A 23,554-nucleotide genomic window follows, 5' to 3' on the forward strand; every position below is an offset into this window, starting at 1 on the left:
TATTTATTCTTTTACTCTTTCTAAGTAGCTACCGTCTTCGGTGCTTACTTTAATTCTGTCACCAGGTTCAATAAATAAAGGAACCATCACTCTTGCTCCTGTTTCAACGATCGCGTTTTTAAGAGCATTGGTTGCTGTATTTCCTTTCACTCCCGGATCAGCCTCGATTACATCAAGGTAAACTGATTGTGGAAGTTCAGCAGAAAGAGGAGTTTCATCAACTTCTTTCAGAATGATTGTTACTTCTTCCCCAGCTTTCATAAACTGAGAGTTCTCAATCATTTCTTTATTTAAATATAATTGAGAGAAGTCATCATTATTCATGAAGTGGAATCCGTTCTCGTCATCATAAAGATACTGGAACTTTCTTGTGATTACTTTTACTTCTTCAATTTTGTGTCCTGCAGAGAAAGTATTATCAATTACTTTACCGTTTGTTACAGATTTTAATTTAGTTCTTACGAAAGCTGGTCCTTTTCCAGGTTTTACGTGAAGGAACTCGATTACTTTAAAAATATCATTGCTGTACTCGATGCAAAGCCCTTTTCTGATATCGTTACTTGTTGCCATTAGTATATATTATCTTTTTTCTTAATTTTTTATTGGGCCATCAGCGGATTACGTATTGCCATTCAGCCTGTGAGCAATTTTGTTGTTACTGGTTGCTTTCTTTGCTTGTTCCGTATCCTTTTACAATACCTCTTGGAGAGTTTTGGATAAATTGTAGAATTTCATCTCTCTCAGCTGTTGGCAGCATTTCTTTTTCAATATGCGCCATTGCCTGAGAAACATTCATTTTCATTTGGAAAATCGTTCTGTAGATTTTTTGAATTTCAAATATCTTTTCATTGGTAAACCCTCTTCTTCTTAAACCAACAGAATTGATTCCTGCATAAGACATTGGTTCTCTCGCTACTTTCACATAAGGCGGAATATCTTTTCTTACCAGAGTACCTCCGGAAATCATTACATGTTTCCCTATTTTACCAAATTGGTGAACAGCTGATAAACCTCCCATTACAGTATAGTCTCCAATCTCAACATGTCCTGCAATACCGCAGCCATTTACAATGATAACATGATCTCCAATCACGCAGTCATGTGCAATGTGTGAGGTTGCCATAATAAGACAGTTTGCTCCTATTTTGGTATGTCCTAAGGCTTTTGTACCTCTGTTTACCGTAACACATTCTCTGATGGTAGTATCATCACCGATAATTACCTGAGTATCTTCACCATCAAACTTCAGATCCTGAGGAATTGCAGAGATTACAGTACCGGGAAAAATCCTGCAGTTTTTTCCTATTCTTGCTCCATCCATGATGGTAACATTCGGACCGATCCAGGTTCCTTCTCCAATTTCTACGTCCCCAGCAATTGTAGTAAAAGGTTCTACAATTACATTTTTGCTGATTTTCGCGCGTTTATCTACGGCTGCTAATTGATGGATCATTTAATCAACTTTATTTTTTGCAACTTGAGCCATAAGCTCTGCTTCTACTGCCACTGTATCTCCTACATATCCATATCCTTGCATGTGAACGATACCTCTTCTGATAGGTTCTATCAATTCAATTTTGAAAATAAGAGTATCTCCGGGAATTACTTTTCTCTTGAATTTCACTTTATCAATTTTAATGAAATACGTAGAATAGTTTTCAGGATCCGGAACGCTTGCTAACACAAGAATACCTCCTGTCTGAGCTAACGCTTCTACCTGAAGAACTCCCGGCATCACAGGTTCTTTTGGAAAATGTCCAACGAAGAAAGGCTCATTCATGGTTACATTTTTCAATCCTACCACATGGGAGTCTGAAAGCTCAAGAACTTTATCGATCAATAAGAACGGTGGTCTGTGAGGCATAAGCTTCATAATTCCGTTGATATCGAATACCGGCTCTTTTGTAAGATCAAAATCCGGAACGTTTTTCTTTTTCTGCAATTTCCACTGACGGTTTAATTTTTTAGCAAACTGAGTATTCACATAGTGCCCCGGTTTGTTGGCAATAACTTTTCCTTTTATTTTCACTCCTGCTAAAGCCAGATCACCGATTACATCTAATAATTTGTGTCTTGCAGCTTCGTTCGGATAGTTTAGGTTCAGGTTGTCAAGAATTCCGTTGGGTCTGATAGAAACATTATCTTTACCAAAGGCTTTTTTCAGTTTTTCTGTAGTTTCAGGGGTAAGATCTTTATCTACATATACAATAGCATTAGAAATATCACCTCCTTTGATTAATCCGTGATCCAAGAGCATTTCCAATTCGTGCAGGAAGCTAAATGTTCTTGCCGAGGAAATTTCGTCTTTAAATTCGGAAATATTTTTAAGAGTGGCATTTTGGGTTCCTAACACTTTAGTCCCAAAATCAACCATTGTTGTTACTTCGTAAGTATCTGACGGGATAATGGTAATCTCCGAACCGGTAGCCGGATCACTGTAAGTAAGAACTTCTTTTACCACCAGATATTCTCTGGCTACATTTTGATCTACCACACCAACGCTTTCGATAGCTTCTACAAAGAATTTTGAAGATCCATCCAGAATCGGAGGTTCAGAAGCATCCATTTCTAAAACCGCGTTATCAATATCACAACCTACCAAAGCTGCTAAAAGATGTTCGCACGTGGTAATTTTCACCCCTAGTTTTTCTAATGTCGTTCCTCTTTCTGTCGCTACAACATAATTTACATCTGCCTCAACCTGAGGATGCCCCTCAAGGTCTGTTCTTACAAATACAAAACCTGTATTTTCTTTTGCAGGTTTAATGGTAAGTTTTACTTCTCTACCAGTATGAAGACCAATTCCAGAAAGAGTAACCTCTTCCTGAAGTGTTTTTTGCATATCACTCATTAGTATTATCTTTTGAGGTATTCTCAAGATTATTTATTCTGCTTACAATTTCAGTAAAGTTTCTGAAATGAACATAGTTTCTCAAATAGTCATTATAGCTGATCGCCGGTGAACCATACAGTGTTTCTTTATCATTTACACTGGAATTCACGCCACTCTGAGCCTGAATTTTCACCTGATTACCTATTTTGATATGTCCTACGATGCCTACCTGACCTCCAATCTGGTTCCAGTCTCCGATAACGGTTGAACCTGCAATGCCGGCTTGTGCCGCAATGACGTTATTCTGTCCTATTTTTACATTATGGGCAATCTGGATAAGATTATCGATTTTGGTTCCTTTTCCGATAATGGTAGAACCAATGGTTGCTCTGTCTATACTACAGTTGGAGCCGATTTCAACATCATCTTCAATAATGACATTCCCCAGTTGTGGTATTTTCTTAAATCCTTCTGCCGTTGGCTGAAAACCAAAACCATCACCACCTATGACGGTATTGGAGTGAATAACACAATTATCTCCTATGATGCAATAGTCGTAGATCCTGGCTCCGCTGTCTATTTTACAGTTTTTGCCGATTTTCACTCCTTTTCCTATATAAACGTGAGGATAGATCTGTGATCCGTCACCGATTTTAGCTTTTTCCGAAACGTAGGTAAACGCTCCGATGTAGGCTTTTTCACCAATCACGGCTGTATCATGAATAGAAGAACCGTTCTCGATGCCTTCTTTTCGTCCTTTCATTTCCTGATATAAATTCATCAGAATCTGAAAAGAAAGATACGCATCCTTTACAACGATTACGGTAGGGGTATAATTATTTTTAGCTAAAAGCTTTTCCGAGACAATAATTACGGAACATTTTGAGGTATCAAGATAATGTGAGAATCGATCTTGTGCTATAAAAGAAAGATGCCCTGATTCGCCATTTTCAATTGGTGAAACCCCAGTAATAAGTGCATTCTCGTCACCTATTATTTTTCCGTCGATAAAACTTGCAATTTGCGAAGCTGTAAATTCCATATTCTGCAAAGATAAGAAATTCTATAATTTGCAAACATTTTTTGATTTGAGATCGTGAATTTTAATATTCTTTAAGAATCTATGCGCGAAATATCTCTCGGAAACATAAGGATGTAGCGTGTGGTCTTATTGACCATTAAGCCTGATAAAAGCTGGTCTTCCGACTCATGCAGCTTCATTTTCTTACCGTTTTTCTGTAATAAATAGATGGGCTGTTTTTCTGTATCGTATGGTAAAAGTTTTCTTTTTATCTCATAAACAAGTTCAGCTGCGTTATCGATTCCGAAAAATTCATTTGTTTTCTTTATTTTTTCTTCAATGTTTTCTGCAGTAAACGGATGTGAAGAAATAATTGTTTTCGGCAAATTTCTCTGAATCACACATTTACACCAATAAGACAAAACAAAGTCTTCAGAATTCTGCCATTCTTTCATAGCCTGAATAACATCGTTATCATCAAGCTGCGTAAATCTTTGTACATCTTCGTCCGTAGCTGCACCCTTGTTTCGGTATAAAAAATATTTGAGATGATCTGTCGCAGGAAGCTCAACTCCCTGAGAGATCAGATACTTAGCCCGCTCAAGAATCTTAACCAAAAGAAATTCAGCCAAAGCAGAGGTCTTATGATAATAGACCTGCCAGTACATGAACATTCTGGCTGTCAGGAAATTTTCAATGGAATAAATTCCCTTGGCGTCAATCACCAGTTCTCCTTCTTCACACACATTCATCATAGAAACGATGCGCTGGGTATTAATATTCCCTTCGGAAACACCGGTAAAGAAACTGTCTCTTTTAAGATAATCAAGCCGATCCACATCCAACTGGGAAGAAATCAGCTGGTTGAAAAATTTCCTGTGGTATTTTCCCTGGAACATTTCAATAGCCATTGACAGCTGACCATCAAATTCATCATTAAGCTTATTCATCAATAGCAATGAAAGGTTTTCGTGATGCCAGTCGTCCATCAGCATACTTTCAAGTGCATGGGAAAAGGGACCATGACCAATATCATGCATTAAAATAGCCAGCATTGCCCCTTTTTCCTCTTCTTCGGATATTGTAACGCCCTTTTGCTTTAATGTTTCCAATGCTGTAAACATCAGGTGCATTGCTCCCAGGGCATGATGAAATCTTGTATGGGTAGCTCCGGGAAAAATCAGGTTCAGCAGCCCCGTCTGCCCGATTCTTCGCAGCCTCTGAAAATAAGGATGTTCAATGATATCAAATAAAATTTCGTGAGGTATTTTGATAAATCCGTGAACGGGATCGTTGATGATTTTTAGCTTGTTCTGCATTGAAAGGTCAATATTAGTAAACAAAGTTAGGAATTTTAAATTTGAAGGATGATTAAATTGATATTAAAAGGAGCGCAGTCAAAGAAAGAGCGCTGAAACATACTTCCTTCAACTTACAATGATCAATAATGGATCTTAACGACAGCTGATTTCGAGACATTAGCAATTATACTTTGCTCTCCCTTCGAGTACCCTGCTTCCAATCTCTTTTGGTTGTTTCAATTATTCATCAAAAAACCCTTGTGGTTATTGCATTAATCACCTATCTTTGAGAAAACTCAATTCTTTTGATGAGAAAATATTCTCTTTTCATTTTTTTATTTTTTTGTCTTCATTTTTCCGCACAAGCAGTATCAGAAACCCAGAAACTGGAATCTCTATGCAGAATTTGGGGATTTCTGAAATATTATCATCCCAAAGTAGCTCAAGGGCGTTTTAACTGGGATCAGCAACTCTTCCAGAAAATAGATGAGCTTAAAAGCATTGATGATAAAAAAGAGCTGAATACTTTATATGCCGAGTGGATCGACAGTCTTGGAAAGATAGAAACCTGCTCAGAATGTTCAAAAAAAAATGATAAAGTATATTTTCTCAAAAATTTCGATCTGAGCTGGATTGAAAATAACGACCTGTTCAGTAAAAATGTAACCAAAAAACTTCATTACATAGAAAACAACAGAAATCTCGGAGATTCTCATTATTTAGGGAAAGGCGGCCGAAAGGTATATTTCAGAAATGAAAATTCTTACGGTTCAAGATTCACATCTCAATCGATCAGCTTGCTGGAGCTGTTCCGGTATTGGAATTATGTAGAATATTTTTTCCCTTACAAATATGAAACCGACCAAAACTGGAATAGTGTTTTGACAGAGATGATTCCAAAGTTTCTTAATATTGACAGTGATGAAACTTATCATTTGACATTGGCGGAACTGGTCACAAAAACTGACGACTCCCATGCCTATCTTTTTTCAAAAGAGATCAGTCTTAACCAATATGGTAACAGAAGGGTTCCTGTAGAATATTCGTATGCGGAAGGAAAATTGGTAGTTACAAAAATTAATTCCACTGCGTTTGAAGAGAAAACACCTTTACTTGTGGGAGATGTCATTTACGATGTTAATGGTAAAACAATTCCTCAATTGGTTAATAGTTTTGGGAAATATGTTCCGGCTTCGAATTCCTGGGGAAAAATAGAGAAAGTAAAAAGCCATTTCCTTTCAACCAACAGAGACTCCATTTCTATGAAAATTGAAAGGGGCGGTCACAATTTATCCATTACCTCCCGAACATATTTTGCAAAAGATATTATCCGTACCCAAAATAAAAGTCCCGAAAACTGGAAACTTTTAGAAAAGCAGATCGGCTATGTGAATATGGGAATTCTCAAAAAGGAGGACCTGGATATGATGTACAAAAACCTGCAATCGACCAGGGCTATTATCTTTGACCTCAGAAATTATCCCAACCAAACGATTGAACCTTTAAGCCAACTTATACTCCCGGAAATAGCGACTTACTATCTGTTCACATTTCCGGAAACCGATTACCCAGGAAAATTTTATAGCAGGAAAAATATTATTGGCCGAAGAAATAAGGAATACTACAAGGGTGATGTTGTCGTATTAGTCAACGAAAGTACACAAAGCCAGGCTGAGACCACAGCAATGATGCTAAGGCAACATCCGAAAGCTAAATTGATCGGGAGCAATACCTCGGGAGCAAATGGAGATGTCATCACTTTCAAAATTGCCGGCCTCGATACACGCTTTACGGGGCTTGGCGCGTACTATCCTGATGGCAGAGAAACACAAAGAATCGGAATCATTCCTGATATCATTGTGAAGCCTACTATACAAGGGATCCGGGAAGGAAAAGATGAAGTATTGGAAAGAGCTTTGCTTTATATAAAAACGAATAATTGACCGTAGCCAAAAATGAAATACCTAATCGCATTTTCATTTAACTATTATTTAACTTTTAAACATCCTAATTTGTGAGATTTTAAAAGGAATTGGTCAACATTTTGATAGAATAATCATGTAAAAAATAAATTATGTCAGAAAAGATATTATGGATCGATGATGAAATAGATTTACTTAAACCTCATATCGTATTTTTGGAAAAAAAGGGCTACAATGTAACTCCTGTTAATAATGTAAATGAGGCTTTGGAACTTATGGATTCAGAGAAATTTGCCTTAACATTAATTGATGAAAATATGCCTGGGATCTCCGGGCTTGAAGCTATTCCTATGATCAAGGAAAAAGACAATTCCTTAAAAATAGTTATGGTGACCAAAAGTGAAGAAGAACATATCATGGAAGAAGCCATAGGTTCCCAAATCGCTGATTACATCCTGAAACCGGTAAATCCTAACCAGATTTTACTTTCATTAAAGAAAAATCTTCAGCAGGATAATCTGGTAGAACAAAAAACTATCTTACAGTACCAGCAGGAGTTCAGAAACCTTTCTATGGAACTTTCTTATCTGAGAACATACCAGGAATGGGCTGAGTATTATAAAAAGATCCTAAGCTGGGAGATTAAGTTTGATAAAGTAGCAGATAATGAGTTTGCCGACCTTTTACAATCGCAAAAGGAAGAAGCTAATATTCAGTTTGCCAAGTTTATTGAAAAAAACTACGCTGACTGGCTTACCGACTCAGATAAACCTCTTATGAGCCACACGCTTTTCAAGGAAAAAGTAAAACCGGAAGTTGAAAAAGAGAAGGTGCTTTTGCTGATGGTTGACAACCTCCGTTATGATCAATGGAAGGTAATCGAGCCGTTATTTACAAAATATTACAATAAAATATCTGAAGATTATTACTACAGTATTCTTCCTACTGCGACACAGTATGCAAGAAATTCTTTCTTTGCCGGTTTAATGCCCTCGGAAATCGAAAAACGTTTCCCTGATAAATGGTTCAATGATAATGAGGAGGGAAATAAAAATGAATATGAGCGTGATTTCCTGGAGGACCAAATGAAAAGAATCGGCCTTGGATCAAAATCCATGAAATATTTAAAGGTTTTGAATGCTGATTTTGAAAGAAAAATCTATGACGATTTCAACCAGCATAAAAACAATGACCTTCTGGTTATCGTCTACAACTTTATCGACATTTTATCCCACGCCAAAACAGATAATCATATCGTAGATCAGCTCATCCGTGATGATAAAACTTTCCGTTCTCTGACTTTTAACTGGTTTGAAAATTCTTCATTATTGAAAATCATCAAAACGGCAGCAGAAAACGGTTACAAGCTGGTTATTACTACCGATCACGGAACGGTATATGTGAAAAAGCCAAGCAAAGTGGTGGGTGACAGAGAGACCTCTACCAATATCAGATATAAAACCGGTAAAAGTCTGACCTATGACGACAGCGATGTATGGGCAATCACCAACCCTGAAAAACTTTTCCTTCCCAAAGGAAATTTAAGCTCGAAATATATTTTTGCCAAAAACAATATATTCCTGGCTTATCCTAAAAATTATAATCATTTTGTAAATTACTATAAAGAGACCTATCAACATGGTGGAATCTCACTGGAAGAATGTATCATTCCTATCAGTGTTTTAGAACCCAAGTAGTTTTTTCATAGTTTATTTAATTTTGGGTATAAAGCGGAAAAAATCGAATGATTTTTTCCGCCTTTTTTATAACGGCCTCTATAATACGGTTTGCCAGATCCGCTACTCTTTTAGTATTTCTTAAACCTAGTTCTCTATCGTCCTTTCTTTTACCGGAAAATCAATCCGGCAATTTTCCCCCTCCACCATTAACTGAAAAAGAACTACCTAATGGAACGGCAATCCCATAAGCAGTACTGCTTATGGTAAAGGTAAGTTTACCATTGCCAACAGCCATTTAAGAATAGTTATTTTGACATCAACCGTATTGAAACCATACATTTTAATTCATTGATCAGAAGGACAATCGTAATAATAATTTCCACGGGCATTGATATCAATGGTCTGCCCCACCCTTTATATGTGGGGTGGGAGCAGCTTTCACAAAAACCATCTCTTCATCCTGATTCTGACCATACACTCCATTTTGGTAGGCATCATAGATTTACCATTATTTTAAGGCACTCATTTTGCATACTAGAAGACAACTTTAATAAATATAATTTTATGAAAAAACACATTTTTATTGCGACAGCATTTGCTGCCTTATTTTTAACCTCATGTAATAAAGAAAAGCAAGCAACAGATTCTGCTTCTACTCCTGTAGACAGTGTTGCTGCTAAGCCGTCAGATTCAGCAGCTGTTTCAGGAGCTCAGGATGAAATTGTAAAAAGTACTTCGAAAGACAGCAGTGGAAAAACATTGGATATGACTTTCAATAATACCAAAAATACAGCTACAGTAGTTTTCAATAATGAAACAATTGAACTGCAGGGACAAAAACCTGCATCAGGAATATGGTATAAAAATAATCATTATGAACTGAGAGGTAAGGGTGAAGAAATAGAACTTACAAAAGACGGTAAAACAGTTTTTAAAAAATAAAATCACTTACTTAAACTATAAAAAGTCGGCTTTGAAATTCAAAACCGGCTTTTTTATTTCCGCCTCTTTTTTATAGTTCATATTTTTGTAAAAAATAAATCATGTTTATTATCTCGCTTACCTATAAGAGTTCTATTGAAAATATAGAAAAACTTATTCCCGAACATAATATTTTCCTCCACAAACATTATGACTCTGGACAGTTCATTGCCTCAGGAAGAAAAGAACCAAGAACAGGAGGGATCATTATTGCTAAAGCAGCCTCTAAAAAGGAGATTGAACAGATCATCACTGAAGATCCTTTTTATATTCACGAGGTTGCAGATTATGCGATCACCGAATTTATTCCATCCAAATACGACGAAAATTTTAAAACATTTATAAAAGAATAATGAGATTAATTACATACAATGTTAATGGAATCAGGGCCGCATTTACAAAAGATTTTTTAGGCTGGTTAAAAACTGCTGATCCGGATATTATCTGCATCCAGGAAAGTAAAGCGGGAAATGACCAGATTGATATTGAAAGTCTTGAAAAATTAGGATACCACAGTTACTGGCATTCTGCCGTAAGAAAAGGCTACAGTGGAGTCGGTATAGCGTCAAAAATAAAGCCCAGGCATGTAGAGTATGGTTGCGGTATTGAAAGCTACGATAATGAAGGAAGAATCATTCGTGCTGATTTTGACGGATATTCTGTAATTTCTGTATATGTACCTTCTGCGTCCAATATAGAGCGGCTGGATTTTAAAATGCAATTCTGCCATGATTTCTTAGCGTATATTAAAAATTTAAAAAAGGAGATCCCTAACCTAATTATTTCGGGTGATTTTAATATATGTCACGAAGCAATCGATATTCACGATCCTGTTCGCTTAAAAAATGTTTCCGGGTTTCTTCCTATGGAAAGAGAGTGGATGACTAATTTCATCGATGAGTGCGAACTGATTGATGGTTTCAGGTTCTTTAATAATGAACCGGAAAATTATACCTGGTGGAGCTACCGTCAGAACTCAAGGGCTAAAAATAAGGGTTGGAGATTAGATTATACTTTTGCTTCTTATAATTTAAAGGAAAAGCTCAGCAGAGCGGTTATTTTGAAAGAAGCTGTTCATTCCGACCATTGTCCTTCTTTACTGGAATTGGATGTGTAAAATATCGTAATATACCATAACACAAAAGCCAGCTGGAATCAGCTGGCTTTTTTAATTTAAATCATAAAATTAATCGACAATTTCATATTCGACCGGAATTGTACCATGACTGATATCTCCGATCTCGTCGAACGCTGCTTTAGACATATCTAAAGATCTTGATGAATGGAAAGGCCCTCTGTCATTAATTCTTACTATTACCTCTTTTCCATTTTTAAGGTTGGTTACCTTAACGTTTGTTCCAAACGGAAGCGTTCTGTTTGCTGCAGTAAACTTTGAGTTATCAAAGATTTCTCCGCTAGCGGTTTTTCTACCGTTAAATTTATCGTGGTAGTACGATGCATAACTTGTTTTTTTCGCATCTAAGGCATTATTCGTGAAAGAATAAATACCCAGGGTTGAAATCATCATTATGATTACGAGAATGAATCTTTTCATCATGTTGAACTTTTATTGGTTTTGACGGAGCAAATGTATCAGGAATCTCCTTAACTCCCTATTCGATTTATTAAAAACAGTTAACAAAACCATAAATAAATGTTAACAACCCTTGTAACCCCCTATGGATAGGGATTTTAGACCACACTGTTAAAAAGTGTTAAAAAAATAGCTAAAAAGTTAACAGAATTAACTACTTTGCGCATAATTTAAAAAAATAAAATTTATAAAATATTAATAATCAATAGTTTACGTAAACTGAAATTTTTCTAAAAAAGTTATGTTTTATTTTACTGCAAAAACCGGTCCTTTTTACCGCTGTTATTTTGCACTACAGACTATGAATGTAAACCACAATATAAACTTCATAATCTCCCTGAACATTGAAAGACTGTTTTATCCCGTTCAATATAGTAGATCACATACTATATTAATAAATACAATACCGCCAGATTTTATTACCCAGTAATAAAAACAAAAAACCAATGAGAGGGAACTCATTGGTTTTTATATGTAATTAATTAAATTTATTATTTAAGGTACTCTAATACATAATCATATGTACCAGACGGATACACTACCGACATACTTGGAGAACCAGTAACTGCGTTACCTGCAGTAGTCGCAATAGTATAAGAGTATAAACTTCTGTCATAAACCGTGTTGGTACCCGCTTTATAAATAGTGATGGCATACATAGCACTCATTCCTGCAGGTGCCGGAATATTTACAGCAGTAGAAGTACCACTAGCTGTGAAAGTTCCTTTGATTGCATATACCTGAGCATTATTTACCTGAGTATTTGTAATGGTTTCAGTAGGAAGGATATTCACTTTTCCAGCATTCGCATTACCACCAAGCGGTCTCCATACCCCTGGCTGTACTGAACTTGTAGTAGAACCTGTTGGGTTATAATAATAGTAGAATCCCGGAGTTACAGCAGTAGCAGTTGAAGATCTTTGTCCTGTGGTTAAAGTAGTACCTGTTGCATTGTTATAAACAACCATACCATCAAACCAAGTAGGGAAAGTACTTCCATCAGCAAGAGAAGTATCAAATTGGAAATTGACCAAGTCTACACTTGGCACAACAATTCCTTTTCCTACGTTTGCACCAGCACCAGCTTCTGTACTAAAAGCAGAACTAAGGTCGATTGCAACGTTAGAGTTATTAATAGCAGCATTTTGTGCTCCGTTATTAAGGCTTACCTGCGCATTTACTAGAGAACCAAAAGCAACAATAGCTAAAAAATTAAATATATTTTTCATCTTATTCTTAAGTTTTAAAAGGGTTATTTCTGAGGTGAAGACCAAGTAGTTCCTGTCCAAACGAATTCAATACCTCTGTTTTGGTTAACAATTAAGTTTCCTAATATGGTAGGAGGTGTATCTCCTGCTCCGTTAGTAAACGTTAATGCTGTTGCTGTTGTATTGTTATTAATTACTTTAATAATACGCCCGATATCTGCAGGAGTATTTGTAAGGGAAGGAAGTGTAATAGCAACACCCGTAGTAGCTCTGGTAACGATAACGTTATCTGTAGACTGAAGAGTATACGTAGGGTTGGTTACAATAGTAGCATTTCCTCTGATACCTTCGTATCTGGAAACACCTCCGCCTCCACCTACAGCTACCCAAACGGTATTGGGAGCATCATAGTAATAAAACCCAGTTGCGGTAACATTTGCTGTTTTTCCAGCTGCAGTACCGTCTAGCGTCGTCACGAATGTAAGCGCACCATTTTGTGCAGTTACATAAGCGCCATCTTTAGCTGCTAATTGAGCTCTTGTTAAACGAGGGACTAGCAAGGCATCAGGTCTTGTATTATCTGTAGTATTCGCTACTACATCTAAAGTTGCGGCTGGTGTGGTCGTGTTAATCCCCACACGCCCCTGCTGAGCCTGGGAAAGTGCCGAAAGGCAAACCAGCATAGTTGCTGTTAATAAAAATTTTTTCATAAGTTTTTAAAGATTTTAATTACATTATTTTTCATCAATATTTTCACAAGGAAAAAACAAATCAATGAGTGATTAACATCATAAAGCTAATATAAATAAAAATATATTTGGATCAAATATAAGCTTCATTTTGGTAAATAACTTATTGAAAGCACATGATTTAAAAACATTGCTTATGGCGCAAATTTAAGACATAATTTTCTAATTTGAATACTTTATGAAAGAAAATTAAATTTTCTTAACATTAGCAAGCATCAATTCATTGAAAACCAACAACATAAAAAAATACACCAGAAAATATTTAAGTTAATTTTGTTTAATAATTCTACTAATTTTATTCTTACAGCGATTTGCGTATGATTTGATTCATAGCACATTAGCTTTATATCAATTCGCCGTATAAGTCAAATTCTTCAGCTGATGTAATTTTAACTTCCGCAAACTCTCCTATAGAAATATAAGTATCTTCAGCTGAAACCAATACTGTATTATCTACATCCGGTGAATCGTACTCAGTTCGACCGATAAAATAATTTCCTTCTTTACGATCAAAAATACATCTGAATATTTTACCAATTTTCTCCTGATTTTTTTCCCAGGAAATCTGAGATTGTACTTCCATGATCTCTTCTACTCTTGCTTCTTTTACTTCCTGAGGGATATCGTCTTCCAACACATAGGCTGTCGTATTTTCTTCATGTGAGTAGGTAAAACATCCCAGTCTGTCAAATTTTTGTTCTCTCACCCAGTCTTTCAGTTCCTGGAATCTTTCCTCTGTTTCTCCAGGATAGCCTACAATTAAAGTTGTTCTGATAGCCATATCAGGAACTTTTTCTCTGAATTTTCCCAGAAGGGCATCTGTCTTCTCGTGGGTGGTTCCTCTCTTCATTGATTTCAACAAATCGGAATTGATATGCTGAAGAGGGATGTCAATATAATTACAAACTTTAGGTTCTTCACGGATAATGTCCAGAACATCTTCAGGGAAACCGCTTGGGAAAGCATAGTGAAGACGGATCCATTCTACTCCTTCTACTTTTACCAGTTCTTTTAATAAATCGCCTAATGCACGTTTTTTATAGATATCTAAACCATAGTAGGTAAGATCCTGAGCAATAAGAATCAATTCTTTTGTCCCTTTTTTAGCCAATTTTTGTGCTTCGGAGACCAGTTTTTCAATAGGTGTGGAAACGTGTCCTCCCCTCATCAGAGGGATTGCACAGAAAGAGCATGGTCTGTCACAACCTTCAGAGATTTTAAGGTAAGCGTAATGTTTCGGAGTGGTTGTCAGTCTCTCTCCTACGAGCTCGTGTTTATAGTCTGCCCCCAGGTGTTTTAAAAGAACAGGAAGATCTCTTGTACCAAAATATTGGTCTACATCCGGGATTTCTTTGATCAGATCCGGCTTATATCTTTCAGACAGACATCCTGTAACAAATACTTTTTCAACCTCACCTCTATTTTTTGCTTCTACATAATCAAGAATGGTGTTGATCGATTCTTCTTTAGCATTATCAATAAATCCACAGGTATTAATTACAACGATATCACCACGGTCTTCGTGAACCACTTCTTTGCCGTTGGCTTTCAGCTGGCTCATTAATACTTCTGAATCATAAACATTCTTGGAACATCCAAGAGTGACCACATTGATTTTCTTCTTCCCTACCGATTTTGTACGCATCTTTTTGATTTTGAGTCTGCAAAGATACAAAATATTGAAGAGTTAATAATTAAAAAATAAAAACCACCTTACAAAAGTGGTTTTCAGATATATATTTAAAAGTTTTTTTCTTTGAAGCCCGGGGCGTTCTTATCTTTTTCTGATAGTATGGCATCTTTTTCATCAACTTTCCAGTCGATTGCAAGGTCCGGATCATTAAACTTTACACTACCTTCAGATTCTTTGTTATAAAAATTATCACATTTATAAGAAAATACAGCGTCGGTACTTAAAACAGAAAAGCCATGCCCAAATCCTCTCGGGATGTAAAGCTGCATTTTATTTTCTGCTGTAAGTTCTATACCGAACCACTTTCCGAATGTTGGCGAATCCTCACGAAGATCTACAGCCACATCCCAAACACTTCCTTCAAGGCATGATACCAGTTTTGCCTGAGCATGTTCTCCCTTTTGAAGATGCAACCCTCTTAGTACGCCGTACGATGATTTGGAAATATTATCCTGTACAAAATGGCCGTTCATTCCGGTCAGCTCTTCAAATTTTTTCTCATTGAATTTTTCAAAGAAATAGCCTCTTTCATCTTCAAAGATGGTAGGTTCTATAATGTAGCAATCTTTTAAGGGGGTTTCTTTTATTTTCATGTTAAAGTTTTGTTCTGTTTTATAATCCGTACTGCTTTTTCAGACTTACTTTTAATCCTACATACAGAATTCCTAACGGAATAAAAATAATCAGGACGATAGCCCACACCGGAAGATCGGAATATATCAGAAAGATATTCACAATTACCTGTATGATAGCATAAACACTACTAATCACCAAATGTGAGACTTTTTTTTCATTCGCGAAAAGCTGATATAAATGTCTTCTGTGTGCCTCAAAAATATTTTCTTTTAAGGATAGTCTTTCCATAATGGTCAGGACGACCTCCATTCCGTAGACAGAAAGTAATAATATATATTTATACTCACCGGTTTTCATGATGAGAAGGGTAATTAATCCTATGATCCAAAATCCGATTCCCATACTTCCTACGTCACCGGCAAAACATTTTGCTTTTTTTCTAAAATTAAAAAACAGAAAAACAAGTGATGCCAATATCGGATAATAAATAAAGTTTTGATCTGTGAATTCTACGATATCTTTATTGATATAAGCCAACGAGCCTAAAGTAATAAGACTGTATACTCCTGTCATCCCATTAATTCCATCCATAAAATTATAGGCATTCAGCGTTCCGATGATGATGACAAAAAGCATTGGCCATGCCCAGAAAGGCATAAGCTCAAAAGCTCCCGTAAAATATAAAAGAAGAATTACGGCTAATAAGTGCACGGAAAGTCTGATTTTGTTTGACAATGTTTTAACATCATCAATAAAACTAATCCCACAAATGGCTAACAATCCTAATCCAAAAGACCAGTAATTCTGAATGGCCTCATTATAATTGAATATACAAAAAATGATAAAAGCGATAGGAAAAATAATACCTCCCCCTCTCAGGGTGATCTGAGTATGGGCACTTCTGTGATTGGGTTTGTCGATAATATTGTATTTGTCAGCAATTCTGAAATATACCAACATTGAAATAAAAAGTATAACCGTTACTATTGAAAATTCCATAAATTATAGTTGAAATTTTTCCATTACATTGGAAGGATTAAAATTTAATTCTTTTCGTACCTTTTCATTGGAGAAGGTCAATGAATCTGTTATTTTTCTTAATCTTAAAGAATTAATCGGAGCCTTGTTTCCAAGTAAATCACCCAATTTTGCTAATGATTTTGCCACAAAATAAGGAATACTTAATGGTGATTTCTTATTTAGTTTTTCTGAAATCTTATCCGAAATTTCTTTAAAACTTGGATTATAATTATCACATACATTGTAAACTCCCCCGTCTTTACCAATTATATGAACCACAAGCTCTGCAAAATCATCTACCCAAAATATACTTTTTCTAGCTGTTCCTCCAGCTATATTAACATATTTCCCATTATTCACAGCATTGATCATTTCTCCCAGATTTCCCGGAGGATTTGGTCCCGCAATTAATGAAGGTCTCAAAATAAAAAGCTTCACATTCTTTTCTTTGCACCACGAGATCAGAAAATCTTCAGCCATGATTTTGCTTTTAGCATAAGGACTATATCCTTCCAAAGGCGTATGCTCTTTTATATTTTCTCCAAAATCTTTCCCATAAACAGCCACTGTACTAATAAAAATAAAATATTCAGGAAGATTTTTCTCCAATGCGTTGCAAAGGTTTTTTGTTCCATCAAAATTTACCTTATAAAAGAGATTTTCTTCGTCCTGATTTTGAGGAATCGAATGCGCCTTACCTGCAGCATGAAAAACAATATCAAACTTTTCTTCAAATGGAGCTATGGCATTGGTTATATTAAATACATAATCCGCATGAGAAGTTCCAAAAGTTTTCACCTCAAAATTTTCTTTCCGAAGCAACGGAATTACATTTTTTCCTAAAAACCCATTGGCACCTGTAAATAGCACTTTCATTTAAATAATATTATAAAATTTGTTCAATATAATTTTTTCTGAAAATTTTGTTTCGGCAATCTGTCTTGCTTTTTCTTTCTTCAATTTTAAGTCAGTGATTGAATTTTCATCGAAAGAATTAAAAAAATCCAAAAGTTTTTCCTTCTCAAAATGTTGAAATGAATATCCTATATTTTCTTCTCTTACAAGCAGATCAATTTCACTGTTTTTTTCACCAATGTATAAAATAGGTTTTCCTGCAGCTAAGATATTGTATGTTTTTGAAGGTACACCTAATCCAAACATTTTAGGTGCTAAACTTACAAACGACACATCAGCTTTATTTAATACAGACAGCTGGTCTTCTCTTGAATAACCACCGTCAAAATAAACATTTTTCATTTGATTATCCTGTACATATTCAATCATACTTTGTTTAACAGCTCCTTCTCCTACAAAATAAAAGACCAATCTTTCATTATTCACTTTTTTAATAACCTGTAATAATTCCAGTAATCCCTGAACTCTTCCTATATTTCCGGCGTACTGAAAAATAATCTTATTTTTTATAGGTGAGTCATCATGAAAAACTTCTTGTTTTGACATTGGGTAAATATTTTCAATATCTCCCCAGTTTTCAATAATCTCAATTTTCGATGTGCTATTATATTTTCTGATTTTTCCTTTAATAACCTTCTGCATATCTCTGCCCAATGTGATCAACACGTCAGCATTTGAATATGCTTTGTCAAAAATACTTCTGAGAAGTTTATATGGTAATGCTTTTTCTGATTTAATAATTCCCGCAGGAATAGTATTTTCCGGAAAGACATCATGTACCAAAATAACCAGTTCAATTTTTTTAATTTTTTTAAGTATTGAAATAAGTAAAATTAACGGAGCAGGATTTGTCACAATAAAAACCTTCTCTCCTTTCTTCACATTCTTCCAAAGATAAAAAAAGATAGAAAGACTTAGAAAAATAAATCTCAGGGACCTGCTTAATAGGCTATTTTTATTCCCTGCAAAACCTTTTATTCTATGAACAAAGACATTGGAGTTCAAAACAAAGCTCTCACTTCTATTTTGTTTATCATATACCGGATCACCACAAATGACTTTTACATTATATTTTCCTGAAAGTCTGTTTGCTATTTTGGTCAAAATAAAAGAGGTTGAAGTTTCTTCGGGATAAAAAAGCTCGGTTGCGATCCAGAGATTTTTCATTATTTTTTGCTCCAAACTACTCGGTTTATATAATCGGTATAACTTAAAATAATTCTTACCATCTTCTCAGAAACATTAGGCATTGAGTAATCTGCTACGGGTCTGTAGTTTCTTTCTTTTCCTACTTTCTGTTGTTGTAACTGAGCCAGTCCCTGTAAAATTCTTTCGGGGGATAATCCGACCATCATTACTGATGCTTCTTCCATTGCTTCCGGTCTTTCATGAGCTTCCCTGATATTCAAGGCTCTGAAATTAAGAATAGATGATTCCTCTGAAATAGTTCCTGAATCTGAAAGCACAGCACATGAACGCATCTGTAATGCATTATAATCATGGAATCCCAGAGGTTTTAAAAATTGAATTTCAGGACGCATTTCAATCTGCATCTTATCAATCATATTTTTGGTACGTGGGTGTGTGGAAACAATGATTGGATACTGATATTTCTCAGCAATTGCATTTAAAGATTCCATCAGTCCTTTAAAATTCTTTTCGGAATTGATATTCTCTTCACGATGCGAAGAAATCACAAAGTATTTTCTTTCCTCAAGATTCAGACGCGAAAGTACATCCGAGCTTTCAATCTGTGGCAAATAGTGATTCAGGACCTCAAACATCGGTGAACCTGTTTTGATGATTCTATCTGCAGGAAGTCCTTCTCTTAAAAGGTATTCGCGTGCAATATCAGAATATGTAAGGTTAATATCTGAGGTATGGTCTACAATTTTACGGTTTGTTTCTTCAGGCACCCTTTGATCAAAACATCTGTTTCCGGCCTCCATATGGAAAATAGGAATCTGACGTTTCTTAGCAGGAATTGCACAAAGGCAAGAATTGGTATCTCCCAATACTAAAAATGCATCCGGTTTCAGACTTTCCAAAAGAGGATCTATTTTAATAAGAATATTTCCTACTGTTTCTGTAGCGGTCTTACCTGCCGCTTCTAAAAAATAATCTGGTTTTCTTAATCCTAAATCTTCAAAGAAGATCTGATTAAGCTCGTAATCGTAATTCTGCCCAGTGTGGACAATAATATGTTCTATAGCTTCAGAAGCGTCTAAAGCCGTTAATACTCTTGATAATCTAATGATTTCCGGTCGCGTACCTACGACTGTCATTACTTTTAATTTCTTCATCATTACAAAATAAAATTATAGATATTATTACTGCTGAAAAGCACCAAAATTCAATATTGGCAAAGATACAGTAAGAAGTTTGAACAAGTATAAGATACTGAACGAAAAATAAAAAGTAGGGTAAATAATTAACATTTGCCTTAATATACTTCACCCTAAATTTTGTCAAATCCTTAAAATATAAACAAAAGAGAATAACTCCAACAATGCCCATACTCATTAATAATTCGACAAATACATTATGGGGATACATTGCATCTTCAAATAAAATACGGCCTCCAAGAAGAATATTATTTTTAAAAACATCGAATCCTTTACTCAGATAATAAGATCTTCCGTAAGCATTTCCTTCAAAAATAGCATCATACATTCTTTTGATAAAACCAAAATCGGATATTGAAGTCTGCATTAAAAAATAAATGCCTATAATAAATAATAGTACGGTAGACAACAATGCGATCCAATATCTTAATTTGTTTGCATACACTACAAATAAAAATAAAATAACAAATGCTGCCAGCATAGGACTTCTTGCCGAAGAGGTAATGACGGTAAAGATGCCCAATAGCATTCCCAAAGTTGGTTTCAGTGGCTTCTGTGGTATTTGAAAATAAGTAAATACGGAAATGATCATCAACGATAATCCGTAGTGTCCCATACTTATGTAATGACTGGTGAATATACCGCTTGACTGGTGATAAATATTCCATACGAATATAGTATACAGACAACTTATAGCAAGAATAACCAATAAAAAATTAAATATCAGCCGGTTCAGTTTTACAGCAATCTCTTTTGAAAAATTGATACTTAAAACGGCTATGTATGGAAGCATATTTGAAAACACAATGCGAATATAAATCTCATATTTGGTTTTTAACACTTCGGGTAGGTAAGTATCATTGTTAAAGCTGTAAATGGCCTTAATTAAGTAAAATATCCAAAAAAGTATAACAAAAAATACTGTAGTCTTTCTTTTTTTTAAATTATCAAAATTCTTGTAAATAATATAAATGCTTACCAATGCCATGAGCATTCGGAAAGGAACTGCAAAATACTTATTTGAAGTTCCCAGGGGCATCGCTAAAGAGTAAACAAAAATATATCCGAAAGTTAAAAAAAATAGGAAAAGAAATTCTATGTTATACTTTTTTAGTATTTCCATATTTATACATTTAGGAAATAGGTATCTGCGTCTTCAGGATTAAATGGCTCATTGATCCAAAAGATTGTGAATAACTCTTCTTCTCCTATATTTTTAATATTGTGGGTATACCAGATTGGCATATCAACGTAAGCGGGCTCACTCCCATCCAGATAAAAATCAAGTACTTCGTCTGTATCGATTTTTCTAAGCTGTATTAAAGCTTTTCCTTTTATTACTGCGAATCTTTCTATTTTTCTGGTATGAAAATGATTTCCTCTTGTAATTTCCGGAACGGTTGTTGAAAAAGAGCACTGACCTCCAATACCTAAACGGATAACTTCAACAAAAGCTCCTCTAGGATCAATATGCTGAGTAAATTTTACAGGATAATGTTCTTTGATATCAAAATAACATCTGAATGTATTGAAGAGATTTAAATCAAATGAAGAGGTCAGTTCAGGAATTTCTCCGTTATCAAAGTACAGTTTTTTATAATTGCTAAGTTTTTCGAGAACTTCCGAAACTTTATTTACAGAAGTATGCGGAACTTCATATAACTCTTTTGTTTCTGATCTTTCAAACTGAGTTATAATTTCCTGTACGAGCTCTCCTACGTAGATGAGTTTCACTTCACTATCATTATCAATATGTGGCACTTCGCCATGTGTCAATTTATGGCAAAAGGTTGCTATAAAGGAATTATAATTGGGCTTACCAAAAGGCCCAAATACATTTGGAATAATCATCCCGGTGAATGTACCTCCGGATCTTTTTGCCCATTCTGAAAAAAGCTCTCTTCCTTCTTTTTTTGATTTCCCGTATAAATTATCTTTTTCTTCCTGTGATGAAGAGGAAAAGATGATGTGAGCTTTTGAACCGGTTCTGTCCAGTGAAGAAATCAGATTTTTAACTAACTCTATATTATTATTAAAAATAACTTCAGGATCGGGATGACGATTCATGGCCGCCAAATGTACAATCACATCACACTGGCTCACAAAATGATCCAGCTGATCAGAATCATCAAAAAAATCTCTTTTAAAATCAATCCTTTCAAATTCCTCAGGTTTTAATCCTAAAGTGTTATATAAATAAGATCCTACAAAGCCATTCTGACCTGTAATTCCAATTCTTTTCATATTATAAATTTTCAAAATATTCTATAGGGAAACGATATTCATCAGCTATTTCACCTAAAAAATGATCTGCCATCACCAACAATCTGGACTGTTCTTCCAGTGCCTGAATTGCACTTGCATATCCTCTCGGGATATGAAGAACATGCAAACCTCCGGCATTTAATTTAAATTCTAAAATTTCTGTGTTTGGTGATGGTGATTTCCAATCGTCTATTTGTATTAATCTTATTAAGAAACTTCCCTGAAGAGCAGAAAACCAACGTTGCTCAACCTGATGCCCTGTCCAACCTCTAATAAATTGGGTATCTGCATTTTCAATACAGTACATTCTTTTAATTTCAGATGCATCAAAATTGTTATTGAAAAAGAGTTTTCCTCTTTCATCAGAATATTCTCCACCTTCAAAAATAGTCGGTTTATTCATGTATTTTAGTCGGGATATTGCATTACATCTTCTCCTAAAACTTCTTTTCTGATCAGCGGAAGCTTTAATAACAGCTTTTTCATTCCTTCTACATCCTGTTGTTCAGTATTGTGGGAATGATAATCTTCTATCTTAGAGATATCCTCCACACCTTCAGAGAAATATTGAGCGTAATTCAAGTCTCTGTTATCGGCCGGGATTCTGTAGAAATCTCCCATATCTTCTGCCTTGATCATTTCTTCACGGGTACATAAGGTTTCATACAATTTTTCCCCGTGTCTTGTACCTATTATTTTAACAGGATTATCTGCTTTAAACATTTCTTTTAATGCCTGAGCCAGATCACCAATTGTTCCCGCAGGAGCTTTATTCACAAATAGATCTCCAGAGTTACCATGTTCGAATGCAAACAAAACAAGGTCAACTGCTTCTTCCAGAGACATTAAAAAACGGGTCATATTAGGGTCTGTAATGGTAAGTTCTCCTCCCTCCTTAATCTGTTTAATAAATAGAGGAATAACAGATCCTCTTGAGGCCATTACATTTCCGTATCTTGTCAAACATACCACTGTTTCTTCAAGGTTTCTGGAGGCCGCTACTGCCACTTTTTCCATCATTGCTTTAGAGATTCCCATAGCATTAATAGGATAAGCGGCTTTATCTGTACTTAAACAAATAACCTTTTTAACTTTATTTTTTGCCGCTGCTTCTATAACATTTTGTGTTCCTTCCACATTTGTTTTTACAGCCTGCATTGGAAAGAATTCGCAAGACGGGACCTGTTTCAGTGCTGCGGCATGGAAAACATAGTCTACCCCTCTCATTGCAGGCTCTATACTATTAAAATCTCTTACATCACCAATATAGAATTTCAATTTATTACTTTTAAATTGATTTCTCATATCATCCTGCTTCTTCTCATCTCTGGAAAAAATACGAATCTCTTTAAAATGATCTGTATGTATAAATTTTCTCAAGACTGCTGTTCCAAATGAACCTGTTCCTCCTGTAATAAGAAGTATTTTATCTTTTATCTGCATATGCGTTTT

General features: G+C 35.3%; 23 protein-coding genes. 5 read left to right on the top strand and 18 right to left on the bottom strand.

Features of this window, described 5'->3' with window-relative positions; translation table 11 throughout:
* Nucleotides 1-3 precede the first annotated feature (3 nt).
* The 5 genes from efp to M030_RS0116990 all read right to left on the bottom strand — a co-directional run bounded on the left by efp (nucleotide 4) and on the right by M030_RS0116990 (nucleotide 5,173).
* Nucleotides 4-570: an elongation factor P gene (gene efp, locus M030_RS0116970; RefSeq protein ID WP_027374589.1), complete on the bottom strand. Its 567-nt coding sequence runs from the start codon at nucleotides 568-570 to the stop codon at nucleotides 4-6.
* Between the two features lie 85 nt (nucleotides 571-655).
* Nucleotides 656-1,453, bottom strand: coding sequence for an acyl-ACP--UDP-N-acetylglucosamine O-acyltransferase (gene lpxA / locus M030_RS0116975; protein WP_027374590.1), 798 nt, complete (start codon nucleotides 1,451-1,453; stop codon nucleotides 656-658).
* Nucleotides 1,454-2,851 carry a bifunctional UDP-3-O-[3-hydroxymyristoyl] N-acetylglucosamine deacetylase/3-hydroxyacyl-ACP dehydratase gene (locus M030_RS0116980; RefSeq protein ID WP_027374591.1) on the bottom strand — a complete coding sequence of 466 codons (1,398 nt, stop codon included), beginning with the start codon at nucleotides 2,849-2,851 and terminating at the stop codon, nucleotides 1,454-1,456.
* Entirely contained in the window at nucleotides 2,844-3,875 is a 1,032-nt protein-coding gene (lpxD, locus tag M030_RS0116985) for a UDP-3-O-(3-hydroxymyristoyl)glucosamine N-acyltransferase (RefSeq protein WP_027374592.1), read from the bottom strand. Before lpxD ends, M030_RS0116980 begins: the two co-directional genes overlap by 8 nt.
* A 71-nt stretch (nucleotides 3,876-3,946) precedes the next feature.
* Nucleotides 3,947-5,173 carry an HD domain-containing protein gene (locus M030_RS0116990; protein WP_027374593.1) on the bottom strand — a complete coding sequence of 409 codons (1,227 nt, stop codon included), beginning with the start codon at nucleotides 5,171-5,173 and terminating at the stop codon, nucleotides 3,947-3,949.
* 290 nt (nucleotides 5,174-5,463) lie between these two features.
* Here M030_RS0116990 and M030_RS0116995 point away from each other — a divergent pair, with 290 nt between their 5' ends.
* The 5 genes from M030_RS0116995 to M030_RS0117015 all read left to right on the top strand — a co-directional run bounded on the left by M030_RS0116995 (nucleotide 5,464) and on the right by M030_RS0117015 (nucleotide 10,854).
* Nucleotides 5,464-7,098: a S41 family peptidase gene (locus tag M030_RS0116995; protein ID WP_027374594.1), complete on the top strand. Its 1,635-nt coding sequence runs from the start codon at nucleotides 5,464-5,466 to the stop codon at nucleotides 7,096-7,098.
* Nucleotides 7,099-7,229: 131 nt separating this feature from the next.
* A complete protein-coding gene (locus M030_RS0117000) occupies nucleotides 7,230-8,774 on the top strand; it encodes a bifunctional response regulator/alkaline phosphatase family protein (protein WP_027374595.1) in 1,545 nt (514 codons plus the stop codon).
* A gap of 546 nt (nucleotides 8,775-9,320) precedes the next feature.
* Nucleotides 9,321-9,698: an MliC family protein gene (locus M030_RS24395; protein WP_051585136.1), complete on the top strand. Its 378-nt coding sequence runs from the start codon at nucleotides 9,321-9,323 to the stop codon at nucleotides 9,696-9,698.
* Between the two features lie 101 nt (nucleotides 9,699-9,799).
* A complete protein-coding gene (locus M030_RS0117010) occupies nucleotides 9,800-10,090 on the top strand; it encodes a YciI family protein (RefSeq protein WP_027374596.1) in 291 nt (96 codons plus the stop codon).
* On the top strand, nucleotides 10,090-10,854 hold the full coding sequence (locus tag M030_RS0117015) for an exodeoxyribonuclease III (RefSeq protein ID WP_027374597.1): 765 nt from the start codon (nucleotides 10,090-10,092) through the stop codon (nucleotides 10,852-10,854). The genes M030_RS0117010 and M030_RS0117015 overlap by 1 nt, the downstream gene beginning before the upstream one ends.
* Nucleotides 10,855-10,923: 69 nt before the next feature.
* On the opposite strand, the gene M030_RS0117020 is transcribed toward M030_RS0117015, so the two are convergent.
* The 13 genes from M030_RS0117020 to M030_RS0117080 form a co-directional block, all read right to left on the bottom strand.
* Nucleotides 10,924-11,295, bottom strand: coding sequence for a septal ring lytic transglycosylase RlpA family protein (locus M030_RS0117020; protein ID WP_027374598.1), 372 nt, complete (start codon nucleotides 11,293-11,295; stop codon nucleotides 10,924-10,926).
* A gap of 527 nt (nucleotides 11,296-11,822) precedes the next feature.
* On the bottom strand, nucleotides 11,823-12,560 hold the full coding sequence (locus tag M030_RS0117025; protein ID WP_027374599.1) for a hypothetical protein: 738 nt from the start codon (nucleotides 12,558-12,560) through the stop codon (nucleotides 11,823-11,825).
* A 23-nt stretch (nucleotides 12,561-12,583) separates the two neighbouring features.
* A complete protein-coding gene (locus M030_RS25045) occupies nucleotides 12,584-13,249 on the bottom strand; it encodes a hypothetical protein (protein WP_051585137.1) in 666 nt (221 codons plus the stop codon).
* 382 nt (nucleotides 13,250-13,631) lie between these two features.
* Nucleotides 13,632-14,933: a 30S ribosomal protein S12 methylthiotransferase RimO gene (rimO, locus tag M030_RS0117035; RefSeq protein ID WP_027374600.1), complete on the bottom strand. Its 1,302-nt coding sequence runs from the start codon at nucleotides 14,931-14,933 to the stop codon at nucleotides 13,632-13,634.
* 95 nt (nucleotides 14,934-15,028) lie between these two features.
* The gene (gene rfbC / locus M030_RS0117040) at nucleotides 15,029-15,574 is read right to left on the bottom strand and encodes a dTDP-4-dehydrorhamnose 3,5-epimerase (RefSeq protein ID WP_027374601.1); all 546 of its coding nucleotides are present in this window, start codon (nucleotides 15,572-15,574) and stop codon (nucleotides 15,029-15,031) included.
* Nucleotides 15,575-15,593: 19 nt separating this feature from the next.
* On the bottom strand, nucleotides 15,594-16,556 hold the full coding sequence (locus M030_RS0117045; protein WP_027374602.1) for an MraY family glycosyltransferase: 963 nt from the start codon (nucleotides 16,554-16,556) through the stop codon (nucleotides 15,594-15,596).
* A gap of 3 nt (nucleotides 16,557-16,559) precedes the next feature.
* Nucleotides 16,560-17,453 (bottom strand): NAD-dependent epimerase/dehydratase family protein, encoded by an 894-nt coding sequence (locus tag M030_RS0117050; protein ID WP_027374603.1) that lies wholly within the window; start codon nucleotides 17,451-17,453, stop codon nucleotides 16,560-16,562.
* Complete coding sequence (locus M030_RS0117055; protein WP_027374604.1) at nucleotides 17,454-18,659, bottom strand: glycosyltransferase family 4 protein; 1,206 nt, start codon at nucleotides 18,657-18,659, stop codon at nucleotides 17,454-17,456.
* Nucleotides 18,659-19,795 carry a non-hydrolyzing UDP-N-acetylglucosamine 2-epimerase gene (gene wecB, locus M030_RS0117060; RefSeq protein WP_027374605.1) on the bottom strand — a complete coding sequence of 379 codons (1,137 nt, stop codon included), beginning with the start codon at nucleotides 19,793-19,795 and terminating at the stop codon, nucleotides 18,659-18,661. Before wecB ends, M030_RS0117055 begins: the two co-directional genes overlap by 1 nt.
* Complete coding sequence (locus tag M030_RS0117065) at nucleotides 19,743-20,630, bottom strand: O-antigen ligase family protein (RefSeq protein ID WP_172957709.1); 888 nt, start codon at nucleotides 20,628-20,630, stop codon at nucleotides 19,743-19,745. The genes wecB and M030_RS0117065 overlap by 53 nt, the downstream gene beginning before the upstream one ends.
* Nucleotides 20,631-20,962: 332 nt before the next feature.
* Nucleotides 20,963-22,081: an NAD-dependent epimerase/dehydratase family protein gene (locus tag M030_RS0117070; RefSeq protein ID WP_027374607.1), complete on the bottom strand. Its 1,119-nt coding sequence runs from the start codon at nucleotides 22,079-22,081 to the stop codon at nucleotides 20,963-20,965.
* 1 nt (nucleotide 22,082) lies between these two features.
* Nucleotides 22,083-22,505 carry a WxcM-like domain-containing protein gene (locus M030_RS0117075; RefSeq protein ID WP_027374608.1) on the bottom strand — a complete coding sequence of 141 codons (423 nt, stop codon included), beginning with the start codon at nucleotides 22,503-22,505 and terminating at the stop codon, nucleotides 22,083-22,085.
* Nucleotides 22,506-22,510: 5 nt separating this feature from the next.
* Nucleotides 22,511-23,545: a polysaccharide biosynthesis protein gene (locus tag M030_RS0117080; RefSeq protein ID WP_027374609.1), complete on the bottom strand. Its 1,035-nt coding sequence runs from the start codon at nucleotides 23,543-23,545 to the stop codon at nucleotides 22,511-22,513.
* Nucleotides 23,546-23,554 lie beyond the last annotated feature (9 nt).

The sequence above is a fragment of the Chryseobacterium sp. UNC8MFCol genome (genome assembly GCF_000482305.1).
Classification (GTDB): Bacteria; Bacteroidota; Bacteroidia; order Flavobacteriales; family Weeksellaceae; genus Chryseobacterium; species Chryseobacterium indologenes.